This is a genomic window from Streptomyces sp. NPDC047072, assembly GCF_040643855.1.
Lineage (GTDB): Bacteria > Actinomycetota > Actinomycetes > Streptomycetales > Streptomycetaceae > Streptomyces.
Genome location: NZ_JBEYVC010000004.1, coordinates 38,569 through 56,802, shown reverse-complemented (window position 1 = coordinate 56,802; position 18,234 = coordinate 38,569). Strand labels below are relative to the sequence as shown.

General features: G+C 70.8%; 15 protein-coding genes. 10 read left to right on the top strand and 5 right to left on the bottom strand.

Annotated features, from left to right (window positions below; all coding sequences use genetic code 11):
* Positions 1 to 228: 228 nt before the first annotated feature.
* From ABZ896_RS02860 to ABZ896_RS02835, 6 genes are all read left to right on the top strand, one after another.
* Positions 229 to 1,101 carry a LysR substrate-binding domain-containing protein gene (locus ABZ896_RS02860; protein ID WP_360920847.1) on the top strand — a complete coding sequence of 291 codons (873 nt, stop codon included), beginning with the start codon at positions 229 to 231 and terminating at the stop codon, positions 1,099 to 1,101.
* A gap of 196 nt (positions 1,102 to 1,297) precedes the next feature.
* Positions 1,298 to 2,803, top strand: coding sequence for a GMC family oxidoreductase N-terminal domain-containing protein (locus ABZ896_RS02855; RefSeq protein ID WP_360920844.1), 1,506 nt, complete (start codon positions 1,298 to 1,300; stop codon positions 2,801 to 2,803).
* Between the two features lie 255 nt (positions 2,804 to 3,058).
* Positions 3,059 to 3,775: a hypothetical protein gene (locus ABZ896_RS02850; protein ID WP_360920841.1), complete on the top strand. Its 717-nt coding sequence runs from the start codon at positions 3,059 to 3,061 to the stop codon at positions 3,773 to 3,775.
* A complete protein-coding gene (locus tag ABZ896_RS02845; protein WP_360920838.1) occupies positions 3,772 to 4,356 on the top strand; it encodes a cytochrome c oxidase subunit 3 in 585 nt (194 codons plus the stop codon). Before ABZ896_RS02850 ends, ABZ896_RS02845 begins: the two co-directional genes overlap by 4 nt.
* 3 nt (positions 4,357 to 4,359) lie before the next feature.
* Positions 4,360 to 4,596 carry a cytochrome C oxidase subunit IV family protein gene (locus ABZ896_RS02840; RefSeq protein ID WP_360920836.1) on the top strand — a complete coding sequence of 79 codons (237 nt, stop codon included), beginning with the start codon at positions 4,360 to 4,362 and terminating at the stop codon, positions 4,594 to 4,596.
* Between the two features lie 66 nt (positions 4,597 to 4,662).
* A complete protein-coding gene (locus tag ABZ896_RS02835; protein ID WP_360920833.1) occupies positions 4,663 to 5,565 on the top strand; it encodes a hypothetical protein in 903 nt (300 codons plus the stop codon).
* 22 nt (positions 5,566 to 5,587) lie between these two features.
* Here the strand turns inward: ABZ896_RS02835 and ABZ896_RS02830 are convergent, their stop codons facing one another.
* Entirely contained in the window at positions 5,588 to 6,769 is a 1,182-nt protein-coding gene (locus ABZ896_RS02830) for a helix-turn-helix domain-containing protein (protein ID WP_360920830.1), read from the bottom strand.
* Between the two features lie 224 nt (positions 6,770 to 6,993).
* On the opposite strand from ABZ896_RS02830, the gene ABZ896_RS02825 reads away from it, so the two are divergent.
* From ABZ896_RS02825 to ABZ896_RS02815, 3 genes are all read left to right on the top strand, one after another.
* Positions 6,994 to 7,872, top strand: coding sequence for a LysR substrate-binding domain-containing protein (locus tag ABZ896_RS02825; protein WP_360920827.1), 879 nt, complete (start codon positions 6,994 to 6,996; stop codon positions 7,870 to 7,872).
* Positions 7,873 to 8,067: 195 nt separating this feature from the next.
* Positions 8,068 to 9,549 (top strand): protein kinase, encoded by a 1,482-nt coding sequence (locus ABZ896_RS02820; RefSeq protein ID WP_360920824.1) that lies wholly within the window; start codon positions 8,068 to 8,070, stop codon positions 9,547 to 9,549.
* 193 nt (positions 9,550 to 9,742) lie between these two features.
* Entirely contained in the window at positions 9,743 to 10,531 is a 789-nt protein-coding gene (locus ABZ896_RS02815) for an SDR family oxidoreductase (RefSeq protein ID WP_360920821.1), read from the top strand.
* A 28-nt stretch (positions 10,532 to 10,559) separates the two neighbouring features.
* Here ABZ896_RS02815 and tkt read toward each other — a convergent pair whose 3' ends face one another.
* From tkt to ABZ896_RS02800, 3 genes are all read right to left on the bottom strand, one after another.
* Entirely contained in the window at positions 10,560 to 12,605 is a 2,046-nt protein-coding gene (tkt, locus tag ABZ896_RS02810; protein ID WP_360920818.1) for a transketolase, read from the bottom strand.
* Positions 12,602 to 13,612: a glycosyltransferase family 2 protein gene (locus tag ABZ896_RS02805; RefSeq protein ID WP_360920815.1), complete on the bottom strand. Its 1,011-nt coding sequence runs from the start codon at positions 13,610 to 13,612 to the stop codon at positions 12,602 to 12,604. Before ABZ896_RS02805 ends, tkt begins: the two co-directional genes overlap by 4 nt.
* A gap of 181 nt (positions 13,613 to 13,793) precedes the next feature.
* Entirely contained in the window at positions 13,794 to 15,110 is a 1,317-nt protein-coding gene (locus ABZ896_RS02800) for a condensation domain-containing protein (protein WP_360920812.1), read from the bottom strand.
* A 397-nt stretch (positions 15,111 to 15,507) separates the two neighbouring features.
* On the opposite strand from ABZ896_RS02800, the gene ABZ896_RS02795 reads away from it, so the two are divergent.
* Positions 15,508 to 16,479, top strand: coding sequence for a ParB/RepB/Spo0J family partition protein (locus ABZ896_RS02795; protein WP_360920809.1), 972 nt, complete (start codon positions 15,508 to 15,510; stop codon positions 16,477 to 16,479).
* Positions 16,480 to 16,699: 220 nt separating this feature from the next.
* Here ABZ896_RS02795 and ABZ896_RS02790 read toward each other — a convergent pair whose 3' ends face one another.
* Positions 16,700 to 18,109 carry an MATE family efflux transporter gene (locus ABZ896_RS02790; RefSeq protein WP_360920807.1) on the bottom strand — a complete coding sequence of 470 codons (1,410 nt, stop codon included), beginning with the start codon at positions 18,107 to 18,109 and terminating at the stop codon, positions 16,700 to 16,702.
* Between the last annotated feature and the right edge of the window lie 125 nt (positions 18,110 to 18,234).

The following is an 18,234-nucleotide window of genomic DNA, read 5'->3' as shown; positions in this document are numbered from 1 at the left end:
TCCCGCCTCTTTCCATGTCGACCCGGCATGAGCCTCGGGAGTCCGCCGAGTGCTGAATTCATCGGCCGTGAGCAGAACATATCCGGGCGGGCTCAATCATGGTCACGGACGCCCGACGACGCCAATGCCGATTCGCGCAGAAGCCATGCCGATTGGGCATCACCAAAGCCCGGGGTGATTTCCCGGATCGCCGTTCGACAGGAAAAATTCCGTGGCTAACATGGCGCCATGGATATCGACCTCCGACGTCTCCGCTATTTCGTGACGGTTGCCGAAGAGCTCAGTTTTGTGCGGGGTGCCGAGCGGCTGAAGATGACGCAGCCCGCGCTGAGCCGACAGATCCGTGCCCTTGAGGACGATCTTGGAGCGTCGTTGCTCCAGCGTGGCCCTCTGGGTACGGCGCTCACACCGGCCGGCGGTCAGCTGTTGGAGGACGCACGGCCGCTGCTCGCCGCGTCGCTGGCCCTGCAGCGGCGAGTCCGTCTCGCGGGCCGCGAGGGGCACCACTTCACCATCGGCTTCATGCCGGGAGTCATAGTCACCCCGATCGTCAGACGGTTCCGGGCGCTGGCCCCCGAGGTCACTGTGCAGGTGCTGCACACGGCACCCACCGACCAGGTCGAGTACCTGCTCGACGGTCGCGTCGACGTCTGCTTCGTCCGGCTGCCGCTGCCGGTCGACACCTTCGAGATCGTTCCCCTCTTCCCCGAACCGCGCGTCGCGGCGCTCTCCGACGAACATCCGCTGGCGCGGGCGCAGACCGTCCACATCACGGAGCTGACGCCGTACCGCCTGCTGCAGGACCCCGCTGACGTACCGGAGTGGCGTGGCACCGGCTTCGACGCCGCGGCGTCGCGCAACCGTCCGGAGGACGACCGGCCCACCTCGATCGAGGAGAGCCTGGAGGCCGTCGCGTCCGGCACCGGGTTCATCGTCGTCCCGGCGGGCCTCGCCGATTTCTACCGTCGTCCCGACATCCGCTACGTCCAGCTCACGGGGGTAGCCCCGCGCATGGTGGCGCTGGCCTACGCCAGGAACCGGAAGATGCCGTCCATCGACCAGTTCGCCAGGATCGTGATCGCGGCGCTCGGTTCGGCCTAGAAGCGGACGGCAGAACCGCGCCGTCCTGGCGTCATGTCCGACCGGCATGGCCCTCCGGGAAATCGGCATTGGCGTGCCGAGCCGTGGCCCGCGAAGCTCAGTGCCAGAACGAAATCGACCTGGCAGAAAAGGTTTTGACGATGTGTCACAACGGCTCCCTCGGCTTGCCCGCCCACCGGGCGGAAGACGGGAAGAGATGACCGTCTACGACTATGTGGTCGTCGGTGGCGGGACAGCGGGCTGTGTCCTCGCCGCGCGGCTGTCCGAGGACGCGGCGGCGGAGGTGCTCCTCGTGGAGGCGGGCGCGGCGATCGGTCCGCCGGCCATGCACCGTCCGGTCGGGTTCCCGCTCATCGCGGCCAAGGAGATCCTCTGGTCACGGTGGACGGCGCCGCAGCCCGGCACGCTGTCACGCAGCCACCACTGGCCCAGCGGACGGGTCCTCGGAGGATCGAGCGCGATCAACGCGATGATGCACGTGCGCGGACATCCCGCCGTCTACGACGGGTGGGCGGACGGCGGCGCGAAGGGCTGGAGTCACGCCGAACTGCTGCCGTACTTTCGCCGGACGGAGACGGCGATGGGCCGCGACCCCGCCCTGCGCGGAGTCGTCGGGCCGGTATGGGCGGCGCCGACGACGCGGCTCGACGCCGGGTCGTTCACCTTCCTCGACGCACTCACCGAGGCCGGTCACGAGCTCACCGACGACATCAACGGTCAGCGCCGGCACGGCGCCTTCTGGTGCGACCTGGCGGGGGCGGGCGGCCGCAGGCAGAGCGCCGCGGACGCCTATCTCCTCCCGGTGCTCGACCGGCCCAACCTGCACCTGGCCACGGAGGCGGGCGCGAGCCGCCTGCTGATCGAGCGCGGACGCTGCACCGGCGTGGAGTACACGTCCTTCGGCACGGTGGAACGTGCCACGGCGCGTCACGAGGTGATCGTGACGGCCGGGACGGTGGGCTCCGCGCACCTGCTGCTGCTCTCCGGTATCGGCCCCGCGGCCCACCTGCGTGACGTCGGCGTCCCGGTGCTGGCCGACCTCCCCGGCGTCGGCGCCAATCTCCACGACCACCTGCAGTGCGCCGTGGTCTACGAGGCGGAGCGGCAACTGACCACCAGCCATGGCTTCAGCACGGTCGGCGCCCTGGTGCACAGTGGCGCGTCGGCCGTTCCGGACGTACAGCTGATGCTGCTCGACGCTCCGGCGGACATCACGGACGTCGGGACGCCCGAGTACGGCCACACGGTCGCCTTCGCCCACACGGCGCCCGCGAGCCGGGGAACCGTGCGGCTCAGGAGCCCGAACCCGGGCCGGCTGCCGTTGGTCGACCCGAACTACCTCGCCGACAGCGGCGACGTGTCCGCCATGCTCGCGGCCCTCGGCATCGCGCGCGAGGTCGGCCGTATGCCCGCCTGGCGCCAGTGGGGTGCCCGGGAGACCGCGCCGGGACAGTCGTACGACCTCGTCACCTACGTCCGCAGGAACGCGGCGACCTTCCACAACCCCGTCGGCACGTGCCGGATCGGGATGGACGACCTCGCCGTCGTCGACCCGGAGCTGCGCGTGCACGGCGTCGACGGTCTGCGTGTCGCGGACGCGTCGGTCATGCCCTCCATCCCCAACACCGGGGTCAACGCGACGGTCCTGGCCGTCGCCGAACGGGCTGCCGAAGCCGTCCGACGCGATGCGCGACGGCCCTGAGCACAGCGGCCCCCGAACACGAAGGAACGGTGACAGTGAAGTTCTTGTGGCGCATGGTCGACGAAACGCTCGTCGGCGCGCTGATCCACGCACTCACCTGCAAGCTGCCCCGCGGCTTGCCCGGTAATGCACGCCCCTCGTCGGCCCCGTCACGCGCACGCAAAGTGCGCTGATACCGCAGCGGCCCACCTGATTCGTAGAAACGAACCTTTCCATCGCTCTGCCCTGCTCTCATCTCTCACAGAAGGTCCCTCAATGTCCCGCCGAATCCAGATCGTCTGCGCGAGCTTCGGTTACCTTTTCATCGCGCTGTTCTTCGCCGCCCTGTTGACCGCCCACTGGATACCGCCGATGGCACCGAGCTGGTCGGCGGAGCGGGTGGCGGCTTTCTATACGGACCACGCCAACTCGATCCGCGCCGGACTCGTGATCATGCTCGTCGGCGCGGTGGTGACCGCGCCCTTCGTCGCGGCGCTGGCGAGCCTGATCCGGCGTATCGACGCACGGCTCGCGCCGCTGGCCGCCGTACAACTCGTCTGCGGCGCCGCGAACGTGGCCGCGATCTTCGTACCGGTCCTGATCTTCACCGCGACGGCCTACCGGCCGGACCGCTCGCCCGACATCACGATGGCGCTCAACGACCTGGGCTGGATCACTCTGGTCATGAACGCCTTTCCGGCGATCGGGCAGGCCGTCGTCGTCGGAGTGGCGATCCTGGCCGACAAGCGCTCCACACCGCTGCTGCCCCGCTGGTCGGCGTACCTGAACTTCTGGATGGCCTTCCTCTTCCTGCCCAGCATCCTGCTGACCTTCTTCAAGACCGGCCCCTTCGCCTGGAACGGCGTCCTCTCGTTCTGGGTCGCGGCCGGCGCCTTCGGCGCCTGGTTCCTCGTCATGACGTACCTGTTGGTGCGGGCCGCGGCCCGGATGGACGACGACCGTGCCCCTGCCGTCCTCGAGCCCGCCGTATGACCGTCACCGCGGCCGAGCACCCGGCACCCGAGCGCCAGCGCCACATCCCCGGCGAGCCCGGTCTCTGGGTCTTCCTCCTCGGCGACATGATCATGTTCTCGGTGTTCTTCGGGTTCGTCGCGGTCCTGCACGGCCGGCACCCGAGGATGTTCCGGGCCTCTCAGCAGGCCCTCCATCCGGACCTCGGACTCCTGAACACCCTGCTCCTGCTGACCGCGTCCGCGCTGGTGGCCCGCGGGCTGCGGCAGCTGCGAGGCGGCGGGCCGGCACGGACACTGCCGTGGGCGCTGCTGTGTGCGCTCGGGTTCGCCGTCGTCAAGGGCTGCGAATACGCGCTCGTGATACGGGACGGACACACACCGGGCAGCAACGAATTCTTCATGTACTACTTCGTGTTCACCGGCATCCACCTGGCCCATCTCGCGATCGGCATCGGCGCGTTGACGGTCCTCATCGTCCTGTCCCGTCGGCCGGCTCCGAGCCGGGGCCGCCTGCTGGTCGCCGAGGGGGCGGCCGCGTACTGGCACATGGTGGACCTGCTCTGGCTCCTCCTCTTCCCGCTCTTCTACCTGGTGGCGTGAGACATGTGGGTCTTTCCGGTACTCGTCCTGGCCACGCTGTCGAGTTGGCTGCTGGGCATAGAGGACAGCACGTCGACTCTGGTCGGCTGCGCGGTCGTGGCGATCGCGCTGATCAAGGTACGCCTGGTCGGCCTGCACTTCATGGAGTTGCGCGACGCCCCGGCAGCCCTCCGCGGCGCTTTCGAGGTCTACGTCGTGGCCACGGGCGCCACGCTGCTCATTCTCTACCTGGTCCTCTGAAAAGCCGATGCCCATCCTCCACATTCCACGCCCTGTCCGTCATCGCGAGAAACAGGACCCATCATCGTGCGGGCCACACGTCCTTCGGTGCCGGCGCCGCTGCGCTCGGTGGCCCTGCCGCCGGCCGCGATCCAGGTCCTGGGCGCCGACGCCGTCCAGAGTGCCGTCCTGTCCGCCGTGATCTGGCTCCCGAGCCTGTTCCTGGCCGTCATCGGCCTGTGCTCGGTGCTGTCGAACGTCAGCGAGAGCGGCCTGTTCGCCACCACCCTGCCGTCCGAGCTCTACGTGGCCGGACAGGCGGCCTCCTACCCGGGCCAGACCGTCGCGATCCTGGCCGGACCCGCCATCGGTGGACTTCTGGTCCAACTCGCCGGTGTACCGGCGGCGGTCGGGGTGGACGCGGCCACCGCCGTGACGGCCGCCCGGTTCCTCCTGCGGCTCCGCCCGGTCGAGCGTCTCCACCAGGCCTGTTCCCCGGGGAGCCGCGACCGTCGGCCGGGGCCGGCCTTCATCCGGCGCAGTCCTCTGATCAGGACGGCCCTCGCGGTCACCGCCACCGGCAACTTCATCGGGTTCGTGTTCACCGTGCAGGCCATCGGCGGACTCGCCGGTGCGGCCCTGGCATCCCGGCTCGCCCGCCGCATCGGTCTGGGCCGGATGCTCCTGGTCGGGTGCGTGCTCTCGCACGCTCCGCTCCTCGTGATCCCCGCCGTCGGTGAGTCCGTCCAGGACATCTCGGTCGGCTCGGTGTTCGCGCTGGTGGTGCCCGCGCACCTGCGGTCGCAGACCCGGGGCGCGTACCAGACCGTGAGTTTCGGCCTCCGTCCGCTGGGCTCGGTCGCCGGCGCCCTCATCGCGGCGACGGCGGGAATCCCCGCGGTGCTGTGGGCCGGCGCGATCGGCGGAACCCTCTCCTGCCTCTGGCTTCTTGCCGAGCAGCCGGAAAGCGCAACCGCAGTCCCGCGATGAGGGGCCGTGGGGAACCGTCCGGTCACGTCGGCATGCGGAACGTGCCCGTCGCCGAGGAGACCCGCGCCCAGCCGGCCGCGAGCCACACCAGCGTGCGATCGCCGTGCCGTCGCAGGTCGAGACCCGTGAGCTTCTCGATCTGTCTGATCCGGTACAGCAGGGTGTTGCGGTGCAGATGCAGCGCGGCCGTGGTGGAAGCGCTGTCGAACTCGTTCTCGGCCAGACAGACGAGAGTGGCCGTCAGTTCCCCGCGGTCCCCGCCGGTCAGCGGACCGAAGACCCGGTCGGCCACCGCGTCGGCCAGTTCGGGAGAGCGCGCCAGGAGCAGCTGGGGCAGGAAATCCTCGACCCGGACCCGTCCACGCCGAGGGGACCGCGAGGCGACGGCGACCAGCAGACGCAGATTGTCCACGGCGGCCTGAAGGCCGGTCCGCCCGGTCGGCAGGCCCTCTGCCAGGGTCAGGCGCCGGTCGGCCAGGAACGCGGACCAGTCGAACGCGGGGCCGGTGAGTCCGGTGACGCGGACGTCCTCGACGAAGGCCAGGGCTCCGGCGGAGCGCAGGCGGGCCGCCAGGCCGGCGCGCTCGGCAGGGGCGGACGTGTCGAGGAGCACGACGAACGGCACGTACGGAACCGCCGGATCGAAGCCGAGCCGGGCGGCCCGCTCCTGGTCCTCCACCGTGAGGGGCAGCTGGGCGCAGAGACGGTCGAAGAGGGTGGACGCCCGGCGGTCGCCCTGTGCGGACGGCAGGTCGGCGTGGTCGGCGTAGGCCCGCGTGAACATCCGGACGACCATGTCGAGGTAGCTGTCGAGGTGCCGCTGCCCCTGGCCGTTCCAGCCGTCCAGGTGTACGCGTTCCTCCTCAGTGGCCAGGCCGAGCACGGCGTCCCAGAAGACGCGCGCGGCCCGCCGGTGGAAGAGGAGGCCGCCGTCCAGCGGCTGTCCGGCGGCGGCGCACTCCCGCGCCCGTTCGTACAGCTCGGACAGGGCGTACGAGTCCGGCGGCGTGCCCCTCGCCATCCAGTGCAGGAGCAGACCGGCGTGCCGACGCAGAGCGGAGGTCCCGCAGTCGCGCGCCCAGCGCACGCATTCGGGCGAGTGGCGGAGCAGGCGTTCCATGCGCCGGGCCACGGCGTCGACGTCGGTACGTTCGAGGACAGCGCGCAGTGCCGCCGCGGCGGCGCGCTCGGATCTGCCGGTCATGACGGAAGGGCGCGGACCGGGGAGAGACGTGGGCGTCGGGGCGCTGCCATGGTCGTGATTCCTTTCGCGTCCCGCGCAACTGCTGTGACATCGACGGGCGTTACGGCGTCTCCCCTCGGTCCGGCCATGGTGGACCGGCCGCGGGGGACCGCGCCAATGCCTATCTGTTCGATTCCGAGGCCGTTCCGGCATATGCCGTGATGGGTGTGGCTACGATGCCCCTCATGGACCTCGAATTACGCAGGGTTCGCTACTTCGTGGCCGTGGCGGAGGAGTGCAGCTTCGTGCGGGCGGCGAGCCGGCTCTACATGACCCAGCCGGCGCTCAGCCGTCAGATCCGGGCACTGGAGGAGGACCTGGACGTGGTCCTCTTCCACCGCGACCGGCACGGCACCGCGCTGACGCGGGCGGGACACCAGTTGCTGGAGGACGCCCGCCCGCTGCTGGCGATGGCGCAGGCGGTGCAGCAGCGGGTGCGGACGGCGGGCCGGGAGGTGAACCAGTTCACCATCGGCTTCATGCCGGGCGTCATCGTCACCCCCATCGTGCGGGAGTTCGCCCGGATGGCACCGCAACTCGACATCGATGTCGTCCACACCTCGATCACCGACCAGGTCGACTACCTGCTCGACGGGCGCGTCGACGTCTGCTACGTCCGACTGCCGCTGCCCGAGGGCATGTTCGAGGTGGTCCCCCTCTTCCCCGAGCCCCGTGTGGTGGCGCTGGCCGGCGAGCATCCGTTCGCGGACCGCAAGGCGGTGCACGTCGAGGACCTGCACGACATGACCCTGCTGCAGGACGTACGAGACGTGCCCGAATGGCGGGGGCGGGTCCCGCGTGATCCCGTGCCGTCGGCCGGGGAGACCGGACGGTTCCCGGCGACGATCGAGGAGTGCCTGCAGGCCGTCGCCCTCGGGTCCGGGTGCTATGTCATGCCGGCCGGCATGGCCGGCTTCTACCACCGTGACGACGTGGTCTACCTGACGCTGGAGGGCGTCGCTCCGCGCATGGTCGCCCTCGCCTACTCCAAGCACCGCACCATGCCCGAACTGCTCCAGTTCGCCGAGCTCTCGCGCCGCATGCTCGGCCCGGGCCCGGACTGACGCTGGGCAGCGGGGTCGGCGGGGCCGTTGTGCCGGTGCCCAAAGAACGGTGATCGTGTTGGTCCTGTGCACGTTGTGCCCGGCCATGTGAGGCGTCGACACTGACACGGCGGAGGCGGCCGGGCGCCGGGCCCGCCACCTCCCGGTCCGGTCCGGTCGAATGTCGAACGGCAACTGCGCTGGAGTTCCGCCCTCATGTCACCACTCGTCACCGTCGGACGTCACCGCCTGCAGCGCCTCCTGGGCTGCGGAGGCTTCGGCATGGTCTGGCTCGCCTACGACGACCTGCTCGAAGCCCCGATCGCGGTGAAGGTCATGGCGGAGAAGTGGGTTCACCGGCCGGACCTGCGGGAGCGCTTCCTGGACGAGGCCCGGCTGCTGCGCCAGGCCGCGTCGGACCGCGTGGTCCAGGTGCACGACATCGGTGAACTGCCGGACGGGCGACCGTACTTCGTCATGACCTACGCCGACGGCGGCACGCTGGCCGAGCGGCTGGCCCAGGGGCCGCTCACCGTCGAGCAGGCGGTGCGGTTCGCGGTGCAGGCCGCACGGGGCGTGGCCGATCTGCACGCGGCCGGCATCGTCCACCGTGACGTCAAGCCGTCCAACATCCTGCTCCAGACGGTGTCGGGCGGCGGCGAGCGGCTGCTGGTGGCGGATCTCGGCCTGGCCAAGAGCCTGGCGCGCGCCTCGGGACTGACGCAGGGCGTGGGATCGCCCGGTTACATGGCTCCGGAGCAGGTCCCGGAGGACCGCTTGGTCGACGTCGACGAGCGGGCCGACGTCTACGGCCTGGGCGTACTCACCTACGAGCTGCTGACCGGGGGCCTGCCGGACTCGACGGAACCGCTCGACTGGCCGGGGCCGCCGCGCCCCCGCGTGCCGTCGGCGGTCCGGCGCGTGACGCGGCGCGCCCTGGAGCCCGAGCGGGAGCGGCGCTGGGCGGATGCCGCCGAGTTCGCCGACGCGCTCTCGGCCGCCGGCGCCACGACCCACCGCAGCCGCCTGTTCACCGGCGTGCGGAGAGCGGGAGCCGTCCTCGCCGGGACCGCCGTCCTCGTGACCGCGGGGCTGGCCACCCGCGCGGCCCTCGGACCGGACGCCGCCGCCGACGCGGAGCCCCGCGCGGCGGCGGGCAGCACAGCGATCACCGAGCCGTACCCGACCATCGCGGCCTCGGCATCACAGCCCCCCGCAGCGTCTTCGTCGGCTCCACGCGCGGCGTCCGCCTCGCCTTCATCAAGCCCTACGGCCGGACTCGGCACCGGGACGAAGAAGACGACGGCCCCTACGGGGAAGGCAGCGGCCCCGGACCCGAGCGAGACGGCATCGGCCTCGCCCCGATGGACGACGTTGACCGTACGACGTGACCAGCAGTTGATGCCGGGCGAGTCCTGGCAGACCAACCGGACCACCATGACGATGCAGACCGACGGCAACCTCGTCATCTACGACGAGGACCACCACCGGCGCTGGTCCTCGGGCACCGCGGGCACCGGCTACCGCGCCATCATGCAGGCCGACGGCAACCTCGTCGTCTACGACAAGGACACCTGGGGCGTCTGGAGCACCGTCACCTCCGGCCACGACGGCGCCTACCTCTACTTCAGCACCGACGGAAACGTCAGCGTGGTCTACCAGGACACCACGCTCTGGTCGGCGGACACCCAGCACTGACCCGTGAGCGCGGCGGCAGCAGCCTGGTGTCTCACTAGTCCACTTTCGTGAGATCCAAGTCCCCTATGCGGTGCGGGGATTCGATGGCAGTATCGGCTGGGCGTTGTTCTCCCGTTCCAGTGGTCGTCGATCAGTCGTCGATGGTGTCGCGCGTTCGCAGTGCTTGTCGGGCCGTCACGATGGGTTGGGTGTCATGTCGCTTCCACCACCGTCTCCGCGCGGGACCGCGCTGATCACCGGAGCGTCGTCGGGCATCGGCGCGGCCATGGCGCGCGTGCTCGCGTCGCGCGGGCATGGCACCACCTTGGTGGCGCGCGACGGCGACAGATTGCGGCGCGTCGCCGAGGAGTTGAGAGTGCACGGTGTCCGGGTCGAGACCGTCGAAGCCGACCTCACCAGCCGGGCGGAGCGGGCGGAGCTCGCGGCGCGCGTCGGGCGGACCGGGCTGGACGTCGACATACTGGTCAACGGCGCCGGTGCGGCCACCCGCGGCAGCATCGCGGAGTGCGATCTCGACGCGGAGCTCGCGCACATGGAGCTGAACGTGGTCAGCGTCGTGGAGCTGTGCCGCACATTCGTCGACGGAATGGTCGCCCGGAATTCCGGCGCGATCCTCAACATCGCCTCGACGGCGGCGTTCAAACCCATGGGCGGACAGGGCACTTACGCGGCATCGAAGGCGTTCGTGCTGTCCTTCACCCGTACGCTCGGGCTCGAACTCGCGGAATCCGCGGTGACCGTGACCGCGCTGTGCCCCGGCCCGGTGCCCACCGATTTCGACCGGCGCGCGGGATTCACCGACGAGGAGGTCGCGGCGGTCCCGGCGATCATGTGGAAGTCCGCCGACGAGGTGGCGGCCGTCGCGGTGGACGCGCTGGAGCGCGGAGCGGAACTGTGCATACCGGGCCGGGCGAACGTCGTCGACGCGACGATGTCGCTGCTGAAGTCGAAGCAGCAGGCGTCCCGGGCGGTGAGCCGGTGATCCGGTGAACCGCACCGGGCCGGACTGATCAGGAACCCGCGTCCGCCTCCGCTCTCGCGAGGCTGATCCGGGCGCAGGCCACGACCCGGTCCACGGTGAGGCCGAACTTCTCGTAGAGGACGTCGTAGGGTGCGCTGGCGCCGTAGTGCGACAGCGCGACGATCTCCCCGTGCTCACCGACGAAGTCACGCCAGCCGAGGGCGATTCCGGCCTCCACCGAGACCCGTGCGCGGACGTCGGGCGGCAGGACGCCGCGGCGGTAGGCGGGGTCCTGCTCGGCGAACCACTCCACACACGGCATCGACACCACCCGGGTCGCGATCGCCATCGCTTCGAGCCGCTCGGCCGCCCGTACCGCGAGCTGCACCTCGGATCCGGTGCCGATCAGGATGACCCGGGGCGTCGGCGCCGAGGACTCCACGAGCACGTAACCGCCCCTGGCGACCTGGGCGTCGGCGGTCCCGTCGAGCACCGGCAGGTCCTGCCGCGACAGGAGCAGGCCGGCGGGACGGTCGTCGTGTCCGAGCATGGCGCGCCACGCGGCCACGGTCTCGTTCGCGTCCGCCGGGCGCACCACGTCGAGCCCGGGGATCGCGCGCAACGCGGCCAGGTGTTCGACGGGCTGGTGCGTGGGGCCGTCCTCGCCGAGGCCGATCGAATCGTGCGACCAGACGTAGGTCACCGGCAGTCCCATCAGGGCCGCGAGTCGCACCGCCGGGCGCATGTAGTCCGAGAAGACGAGGAACGTACCCCCGTAGGGCCGGAACCCGTAGAGCGCGAGGCCGTTGAGGATCGCGCCCATGGCGTGCTCGCGGACGCCGAAGTGCAGGTTGCGGCCGTAGGGCGAGCCGCCCCTGGGCTCGGGCAGGAAGCTGTCGGCGCCGTGGATCACGGTGCAGTTGTTCCCGCCGAGGTCGGCGGAGCCGCCCCACAGCTCGGGCAGCGTCGGGGCGAGCGCGTTGAGCACCGCGCCGGAGGCCGCGCGGGTCGCCATGCGCGTTCCGGCCGGGAAGGCCGGGAGATCGGCCCACCATCCGTCCGGCAGGCCCCGGTTCGTCATGCGGTCGAGGAGGTCCGCGGCCCGGGGGTCGCCGGCCCGCCACTTGTCGAACCGGACGTTCCAGTCCGCGCGGGCCTCCCGGCGCCGCTCGGTGCGTTGCCGGGTGTGCCGGAGGACGTCGTCGGGGACGTGGAGGGTCCGGTCGTCGGGGAGTCCCAGCAGGCGTTTGGTCGCCGCCACCTCGTCGGCGCCCAGCGGCCCGCCGTGCGATGCCGCGGTGCCCCGGGCGTTCGGCGCCGGCCAGGCGATGACGGATTCGAGCGCGACGATCGAGGGGCGGTCCCTCTCGTCGCGCGCCGCGGTCAGCGCGCCGTGCAGCGCCGGGAGGTCGTTGATGTCCCGGACCCGCTGCGTGTGCCAGCCGTAGGCGTCGTAGCGCGCGAGCACGTCCTCGCTGAACGCCAGATCGGTGTCGCCCTCGGTGGAGATGTGGTTGTCGTCGTAGAGGAGGACGAGGTCGCCGAGCCGTTGGTGGCCGGCGAGGGAGGACGCCTCGGCGGCCACCCCCTCCTGGAGGTCGCCGTCCGACGCGACGACCCAGACGGTGTGGTCGAACACGGAGCGGCCGGGCGGGCTCTGCGGATCGAACAGGCCGCGCTGCCTGCGCGCCGCCATCGCCATGCCGACCGCCGTCGCGAGGCCCTGTCCGAGGGGCCCGGTCGTCATCTCGACGCCGGGTGTGCGGCCGTACTCCGGATGCGAGGGCGTCGGTGACCCCCACTGCCGCAGCCGCGCGAGATCCTCGACGGACAACTCGTAGCCCGAGAGGATCAGTTGGACGTAGAGCGCCAGGCTGGTGTGTCCGCACGAGAGGACGAACCGGTCGCGGCCGAGCCACGCCGGGTCCTGAGGGTCGTGCCGCATCAGGTGCTGGAAGAGGAGGTACGTCGCGGGGGCGAGGGCCATCGCCGCGCCGGAGTGGCCGCCGCCCGCCCGCTGGACGGCGTCGGCGGCGAGGACGCGGCTGACCGCGATCGCCTTGTCGTCGAGTTCGGACCAGTCGAGGTCGTTCACCGTGCTGGTTCCTCCGCGTCGGCGGCGATGTGCTGGGGTGTCTCGTTGACGGGGTTCACGAGCCGGCGGATCTCGGCCCGCTCGCCGCGGACCAGGAGGTCCAGCAGCCGTCTGTCCGTGGCGGGCAGGGCCCTGACGACGTCGGCGGGCACCTGTACGACGAACGACCGCGCCAGCGACAGCGCCTCGTCCAGGACGTGCTCGTCATGCAGCTTCAGGCCGTCGAGCGCGTCCCGGATGTCGCCGCGGCACATGTCGTCCGCGTACGCGGGAATCAGGTCCTCGGCCAGCTCCGTGATGACGGCGAAGGTGTCGACCACCATCCGCATACAGGCGGCGAGGTTCGCGGGCTCGTGGCGCCGCTGGGTGATCGAGGGCGCGCCGGCCTCGCGGATCCGCCAGTGGTAGACGACCTCCGGCAGGACGTCGACCGCCGCGGCCTCGATGTGCGCGCGCAACATGACCGGCGCGTCCTCGTACGCCGGCAGCGCGAAGGCCAGGTGGCGCGAGGTCCAGAACGAGCGGCGGAACACCTTGTTCCACACCATGCGGTCGCGTACCAGCGCGGGGTGGCGACGGATGTGGGTACGGCGCCGGTGCCGCGCGAACACGTCCTGGTATCCGGGGTGGGGACGGACCCCGGTGCTGTCGATCCGCCGCACGTCGCCGGTCGAGAAGTCGGATCCGGAGTCTTCGAGCGAGGCGATGTGGGCGGCGTAGGCGCCGGGCGGCACGATGTCGTCGCCGTCGCAGAAGGCGAGGTACGTCCCGCGCGCCGCCCGTATACCGGTGTTGCGGGCGGCGCTCAAGCCGGAGTTGGGCTGCGCGAGGATCCGGATCCGGGGGTCCTCGCGCGCCCACGCGTCGGCGATCGGGCGACTGCCGTCCACCGAGCCGTCGTCGACGACGATGATCTCCGTGTCGGCCGGGTGCTGGCCGGCCAACGACTCCAGGCAGGTGGAGAGGTACAGCTCGACATCGAATACGGGCACGACGATGCTCAGCATCGGTGGCATGGTGCGTCCGGTCCTTCCTCCGCGGTGCTGCGGCGGCGGCAGAGCGCCGTCGGAAGCGTACGAAGCGGCCGGTGTGTTCAACACCGGTGATCGTCGCGGAACCGGCGCGGACGACGGTGATACGGAGCCTCAGCGCCGACGGTCCTACAGAGCCCGACGGTCGTGCGGAGCCTCAGCTCCGAGCCCCCTGCTCCCGGATCAGCTCGTCCATCCGTACGAGCGCGGCCCGCATCGATTCCCGGCCTATACAGCGGTTGTCGGCGAAGAGCCTGAACTGCGCGTCCGGTCCATAGGTGCGGAGCATGAGGCCGAAGCGCAGAAAACTGGACTCCACCTTTCCCTCGGCCAGGAAACCGCGGACTCCCTCGATCCCCCGGGACACCTTCGCCGCGTCCTCCGTGAGGGGATGACCGACATGATTGACGAAGTGATCGAGCCAGAAGAACTCCCCGCCACTGGACTTCTCGACCGTCTCCCCGACGGGGGCCGGGTCGTACATGCTGTGCCGGGGCATCCTGACCAGGGCAGCCCAGAGTTTCCTGACCGTGCGCGGGAATTCGACGTCACCGGTCATCGGTACGACGCCCTGCTGGGCGATGGTCCCGACGTATTCGCGAGCCGTCCTCCCCAGTCTGTTCGAGCACGTCACGACCATCGGGAACGCCTTCGCTCCGGTCATCTCCAGGAAGGCGTGGGCGGCGCTCGACATGAGGACGGCCGACTCCCAGACGCCCAGGTCGGCGGCGACCCGGCGAGCGATCTCGCCGAGCGACTTCGAGTGCAGGGTCATCCTCGGAAACCTGATGTCGCCCTCGGGAGGGCGCCGTTCGGCGAACCGCAGACGTGGCACACCGTGCAGGGTCTCCTGCCAGTGGCCCACCGCCCCGTCCAGCGCGTCCTGGCCGGCCGGGGAGTTCTCGTAGGCCGCCCGGTCCAACGGCTGGAGCGGACGCGGTGTCAGGGCGGTCTCCTTGTCGGCCCCCAGGAGTACGTTCCAGTCGCGCTCCATGATCGTCAGCGCGGTGGCGTCCGCCGCGATGTGGGAAACGGCGCCGCACACCCACAGCGGCCGGTCGTCGCGCCCCAGCAGGATCCGGAAACGGACCGGCCACTCACGGGAGAGTTCGAACCTCCTGGCGGCCAGTTCCTGCACGCGGTGCGAGGCTGGCGAGACCGGTTCGTCGTCATCGCCCGCCTCACACAGGGAGACGGTCGCCTCACCCGTCCTGTGCACGATCTGCGACGGCCTCTCCTCGGTCTCGGAGGCGAGGGAGGTACGCAGCGCCTCGTGCCGTTCGACGAGCCTTCCCAAACTCTCCACCACGTCCGACAGGGAGAATCCGTCCGCGACCCTCCAGGCGAACGGGAGATTGAACCTCGCGTCTTCGGGAGCGATTCTCCGAATGGTCATCCATTGTTCGCACTGCCCCCATGTCAGGGGTCCGGTGGCCGAGCGATCTCCAGAGAATTCAAAGGTGCGCCGGTCCATTCACTGACTCCCGCAGACGGTGGATGGAGATCCTTCTGAGGCCGCGCACAGTATGCGCTTTCTGTTGCCATCGTCAACACCCCGATCACGCACCGTCGCCGCGGGGTGACCAGAATCGGCCAAGCGGCGAACCTGTGGGCGTTGGAAGCAAAACAGCAGATCAGCACGGGTGGAATCGGAGCCTCCGGGTCGATCGGGCAACCGCCCCGGAGCCTGGGCGCATGTCAACCGCGGGGTCGAACGTTGGCGCAAGGCATGTGTATCGGTCAAACCGGCCGTTGATCTCAGCGAGAGAAAGCGCATACTAATTTGCGTTGACAACACCGCTAACGTTCGAAATTTCAGACGCGCCGCTATTGAGCTGCTGATCACGGAGTCGAGAGGTGCGATGGTGTCAGTGCTTTCCGTATCCCACGAGAGCGGCCGGGTCTTAGGGGACGACTTCACCGGTCAGGTCGCGACGGTGGAAATCGGTCGGCTTCTTCCCTCCGACCTGATCCGGCTCGACGGCATCAGCGAGGAGCACGTGGCTCTCATCGCCGATTCCGAACTGTGCATGCCCCCCATCGTCGTGCACAAGGCCACGATGCGCGTGATCGACGGTATGCACCGGCTGAGAGCGGCGATCCTCCGAGGGGAGGACAGCATTCGGGTCACGTGGTTCGACGGCACCCCGGAAGCGGCGTTCATCCTCTCGGTGACGGCCAACAACGCGCACGGCCTGCCGCTGACCGCCGCGGACAGACGCGCGGCGGCCGGCCGGCTGCTCGCGCTGCGCCCGGACTCCTCGGACCGTGCGATCGCCGCGATCGTGGGCGTCTCCGCGCGCACCGTCGCCGCCGTGCGCTGTTCGACTGGACAGACTGCGCAGTTGAACGGCCGCGTGGGCAGGGACGGCCGGGTGCGGCCCGTCAGCACCGTGGACGGACGCCTGAAGGCAGCGGAACTGATGGCGGCACGGCCCGGGGCCACCCTGCGCGAGCTCGCCAAGGAGACCGGACTCTCGCTCGGCACCGTCGCCGACGTACGACGCCGCGTGCTGCGCGGCGACTCCCCGGTCCCGTCCGGCCAGTCGGGACCCGCGGCCGCGGCGGACCCGCCCGGAGCGAGCGCCTCCGCCGCGAGGGTCGACCTGACGGCCTCCTGGCGGCAGCTCACCCGCGACCCCTCGCTGCGGTACACCAGTCACGGCCGCGAACTGCTGCGCCTGCTCCGGGCGCACTCCTCCGTCGCGCAGATCGCCCCGTCGGTGCCGAGTCACTGCTCGCAGAACGTCGCGTTGCTGGCACGGGAGTGCGCGCAGGCCTGGGGGCAGCTCGCGCAGCGCCTCGAAGGCCCGGAGCCCGGTCCGGCCGACGGCCTGGGCTGAACCGAGCCGGCCGCGCCGGGGCGTGCTGCCCGCCCGGAGTCCTCCTTCGCCGCCGAGATGCCCGCCAGGAACCCTTGCGCCGCCGCGACGCCCGTCCGCAACCCTTTCGCCGCCGCGACGCCCGTCCGCACCCCTTTCGCCACCGCGACGCCCGTCCGCACCCCTTTCGCCACCGCGACGCCCGTCCGCAACCCCTTCGCCCGCCGCGCCGGCGGACGTCTCAAGTCGCGGGCGAGGGCTCCGGGACCCCACGCGGCGTGCGCCGGTCGACGCGGTGCAACAGCAGCAGCGCGCTCGCCGCGGTGGCGAACTCCCCGGCGGCGAGGCCGAACCAGACGCCGCGCGTGCCCCAGACCAGGCCGCAGACCACCACGAGGGGCGCCTTCAGCAGGACCAGGGACCCGATGGTCAGGACGTAGGCGGGCAGCGGGCGCCCCAGGGCCTGGAAATAGCCCGCGACCAGCGGGGCGACACCGATGACGATCCCGCCGACGGCGATGACGCAGAGCGCGAACCTGGCCTCCTCGGCGGCCGCCCCGCCGCTGACGAAGAGGCCGACGAGAGGTTCCGCGAGCAGGGTCAGCAGGACCGCGGTCGCCATGCCGTAGACGAGCGAGGCGCGCAGCGCGAGCATCCGCGTCCGCGCCACCCGGGCGTCCAGGCCGCGCCCCGCGTTGTAGCTGACGATGGGCTGCAACCCCTGGCTCATACCGGTGTGCGGCATCACGGCGAAGGTCTGCAGGCGGGAGCAGACGACGTACGCGGTCAGCGCCACCGCTCCGCCCGCCACCGCGAGGGTGGCGTTGACCAGCACGGCGAGCACGGTGAGGCCGATGTTGGCCAGGAACGAGGGCAGCCCGATGCCCACCAGGGTGCGCAGGGTCCCGGCGTGCGGGCGCAGATCGAAGAGACGGACGCGGTACGGCCGTTCGCGCCGCCCGAAGAAGAACCACCAGCTCATCACGGCGGACACGGTCTGCCCGCCGACCGTGCCCAGGGCGGCACCGCGCACCCCGAGGTCGAAGCCGAAGATCAGCAGGGGGTCGAGGACGATCTGCACCACGATGGCGCCGATCCACATCCGGGTGGAGAACCCGACCCTGCCCTCGGCGCGCACCAGACTGGAGAACCCGGTGTACGACAGCGACCCGCACAGCAGGATCACCGCGTACTGCCGGGCGTCCTCACGCAGCGGGCCGGTCGCGCCGAGCACGTCGAGGAGCGGGTCCATGAAGACCAGCCCGGCCACCGTGGTGACGGCGGCGGTCACCCAGAACAGCGTGAAGGCGTTGCCCGCCGCGCGGGCGGCCGCATGCTCGTCGTCGGCGCCCAGCGCACGGGAGACCAGGGTCGCGCCGCCGGCGCCCACGGTGGTGGACACGGCCCCGAGCAACAACAGCAGCGGGGCCACGAGGTTGACCGCGGCCATCGCCTGGTCGCCGGCCCCGTGGCTGACGAACCAGGCGTTCGTCAGGGCGTAGAAGCCGAACATGCCGACGGACGCGATGGTCTGTACGCAGTTCTCCCACAGCAGCCTGCCCACCGGGCGGGTCGCCATCCGGCCCACGGCGTCCTCGGCCGCGGCCGGCGCGGACGCCGGCGTTTTCGAGCGCTTCGAGGGGCTCTTCACGCCCAGCAGGAAACCACGCGCCTGATCGGTTCACCATGCAGGTGGGCAATTCGACGGGTTCGGGTGGCTGCTCACAGAACCCAACTCGTGCTCGAAGCGGCCGGGTTGGAACTGTTTGACGCCCG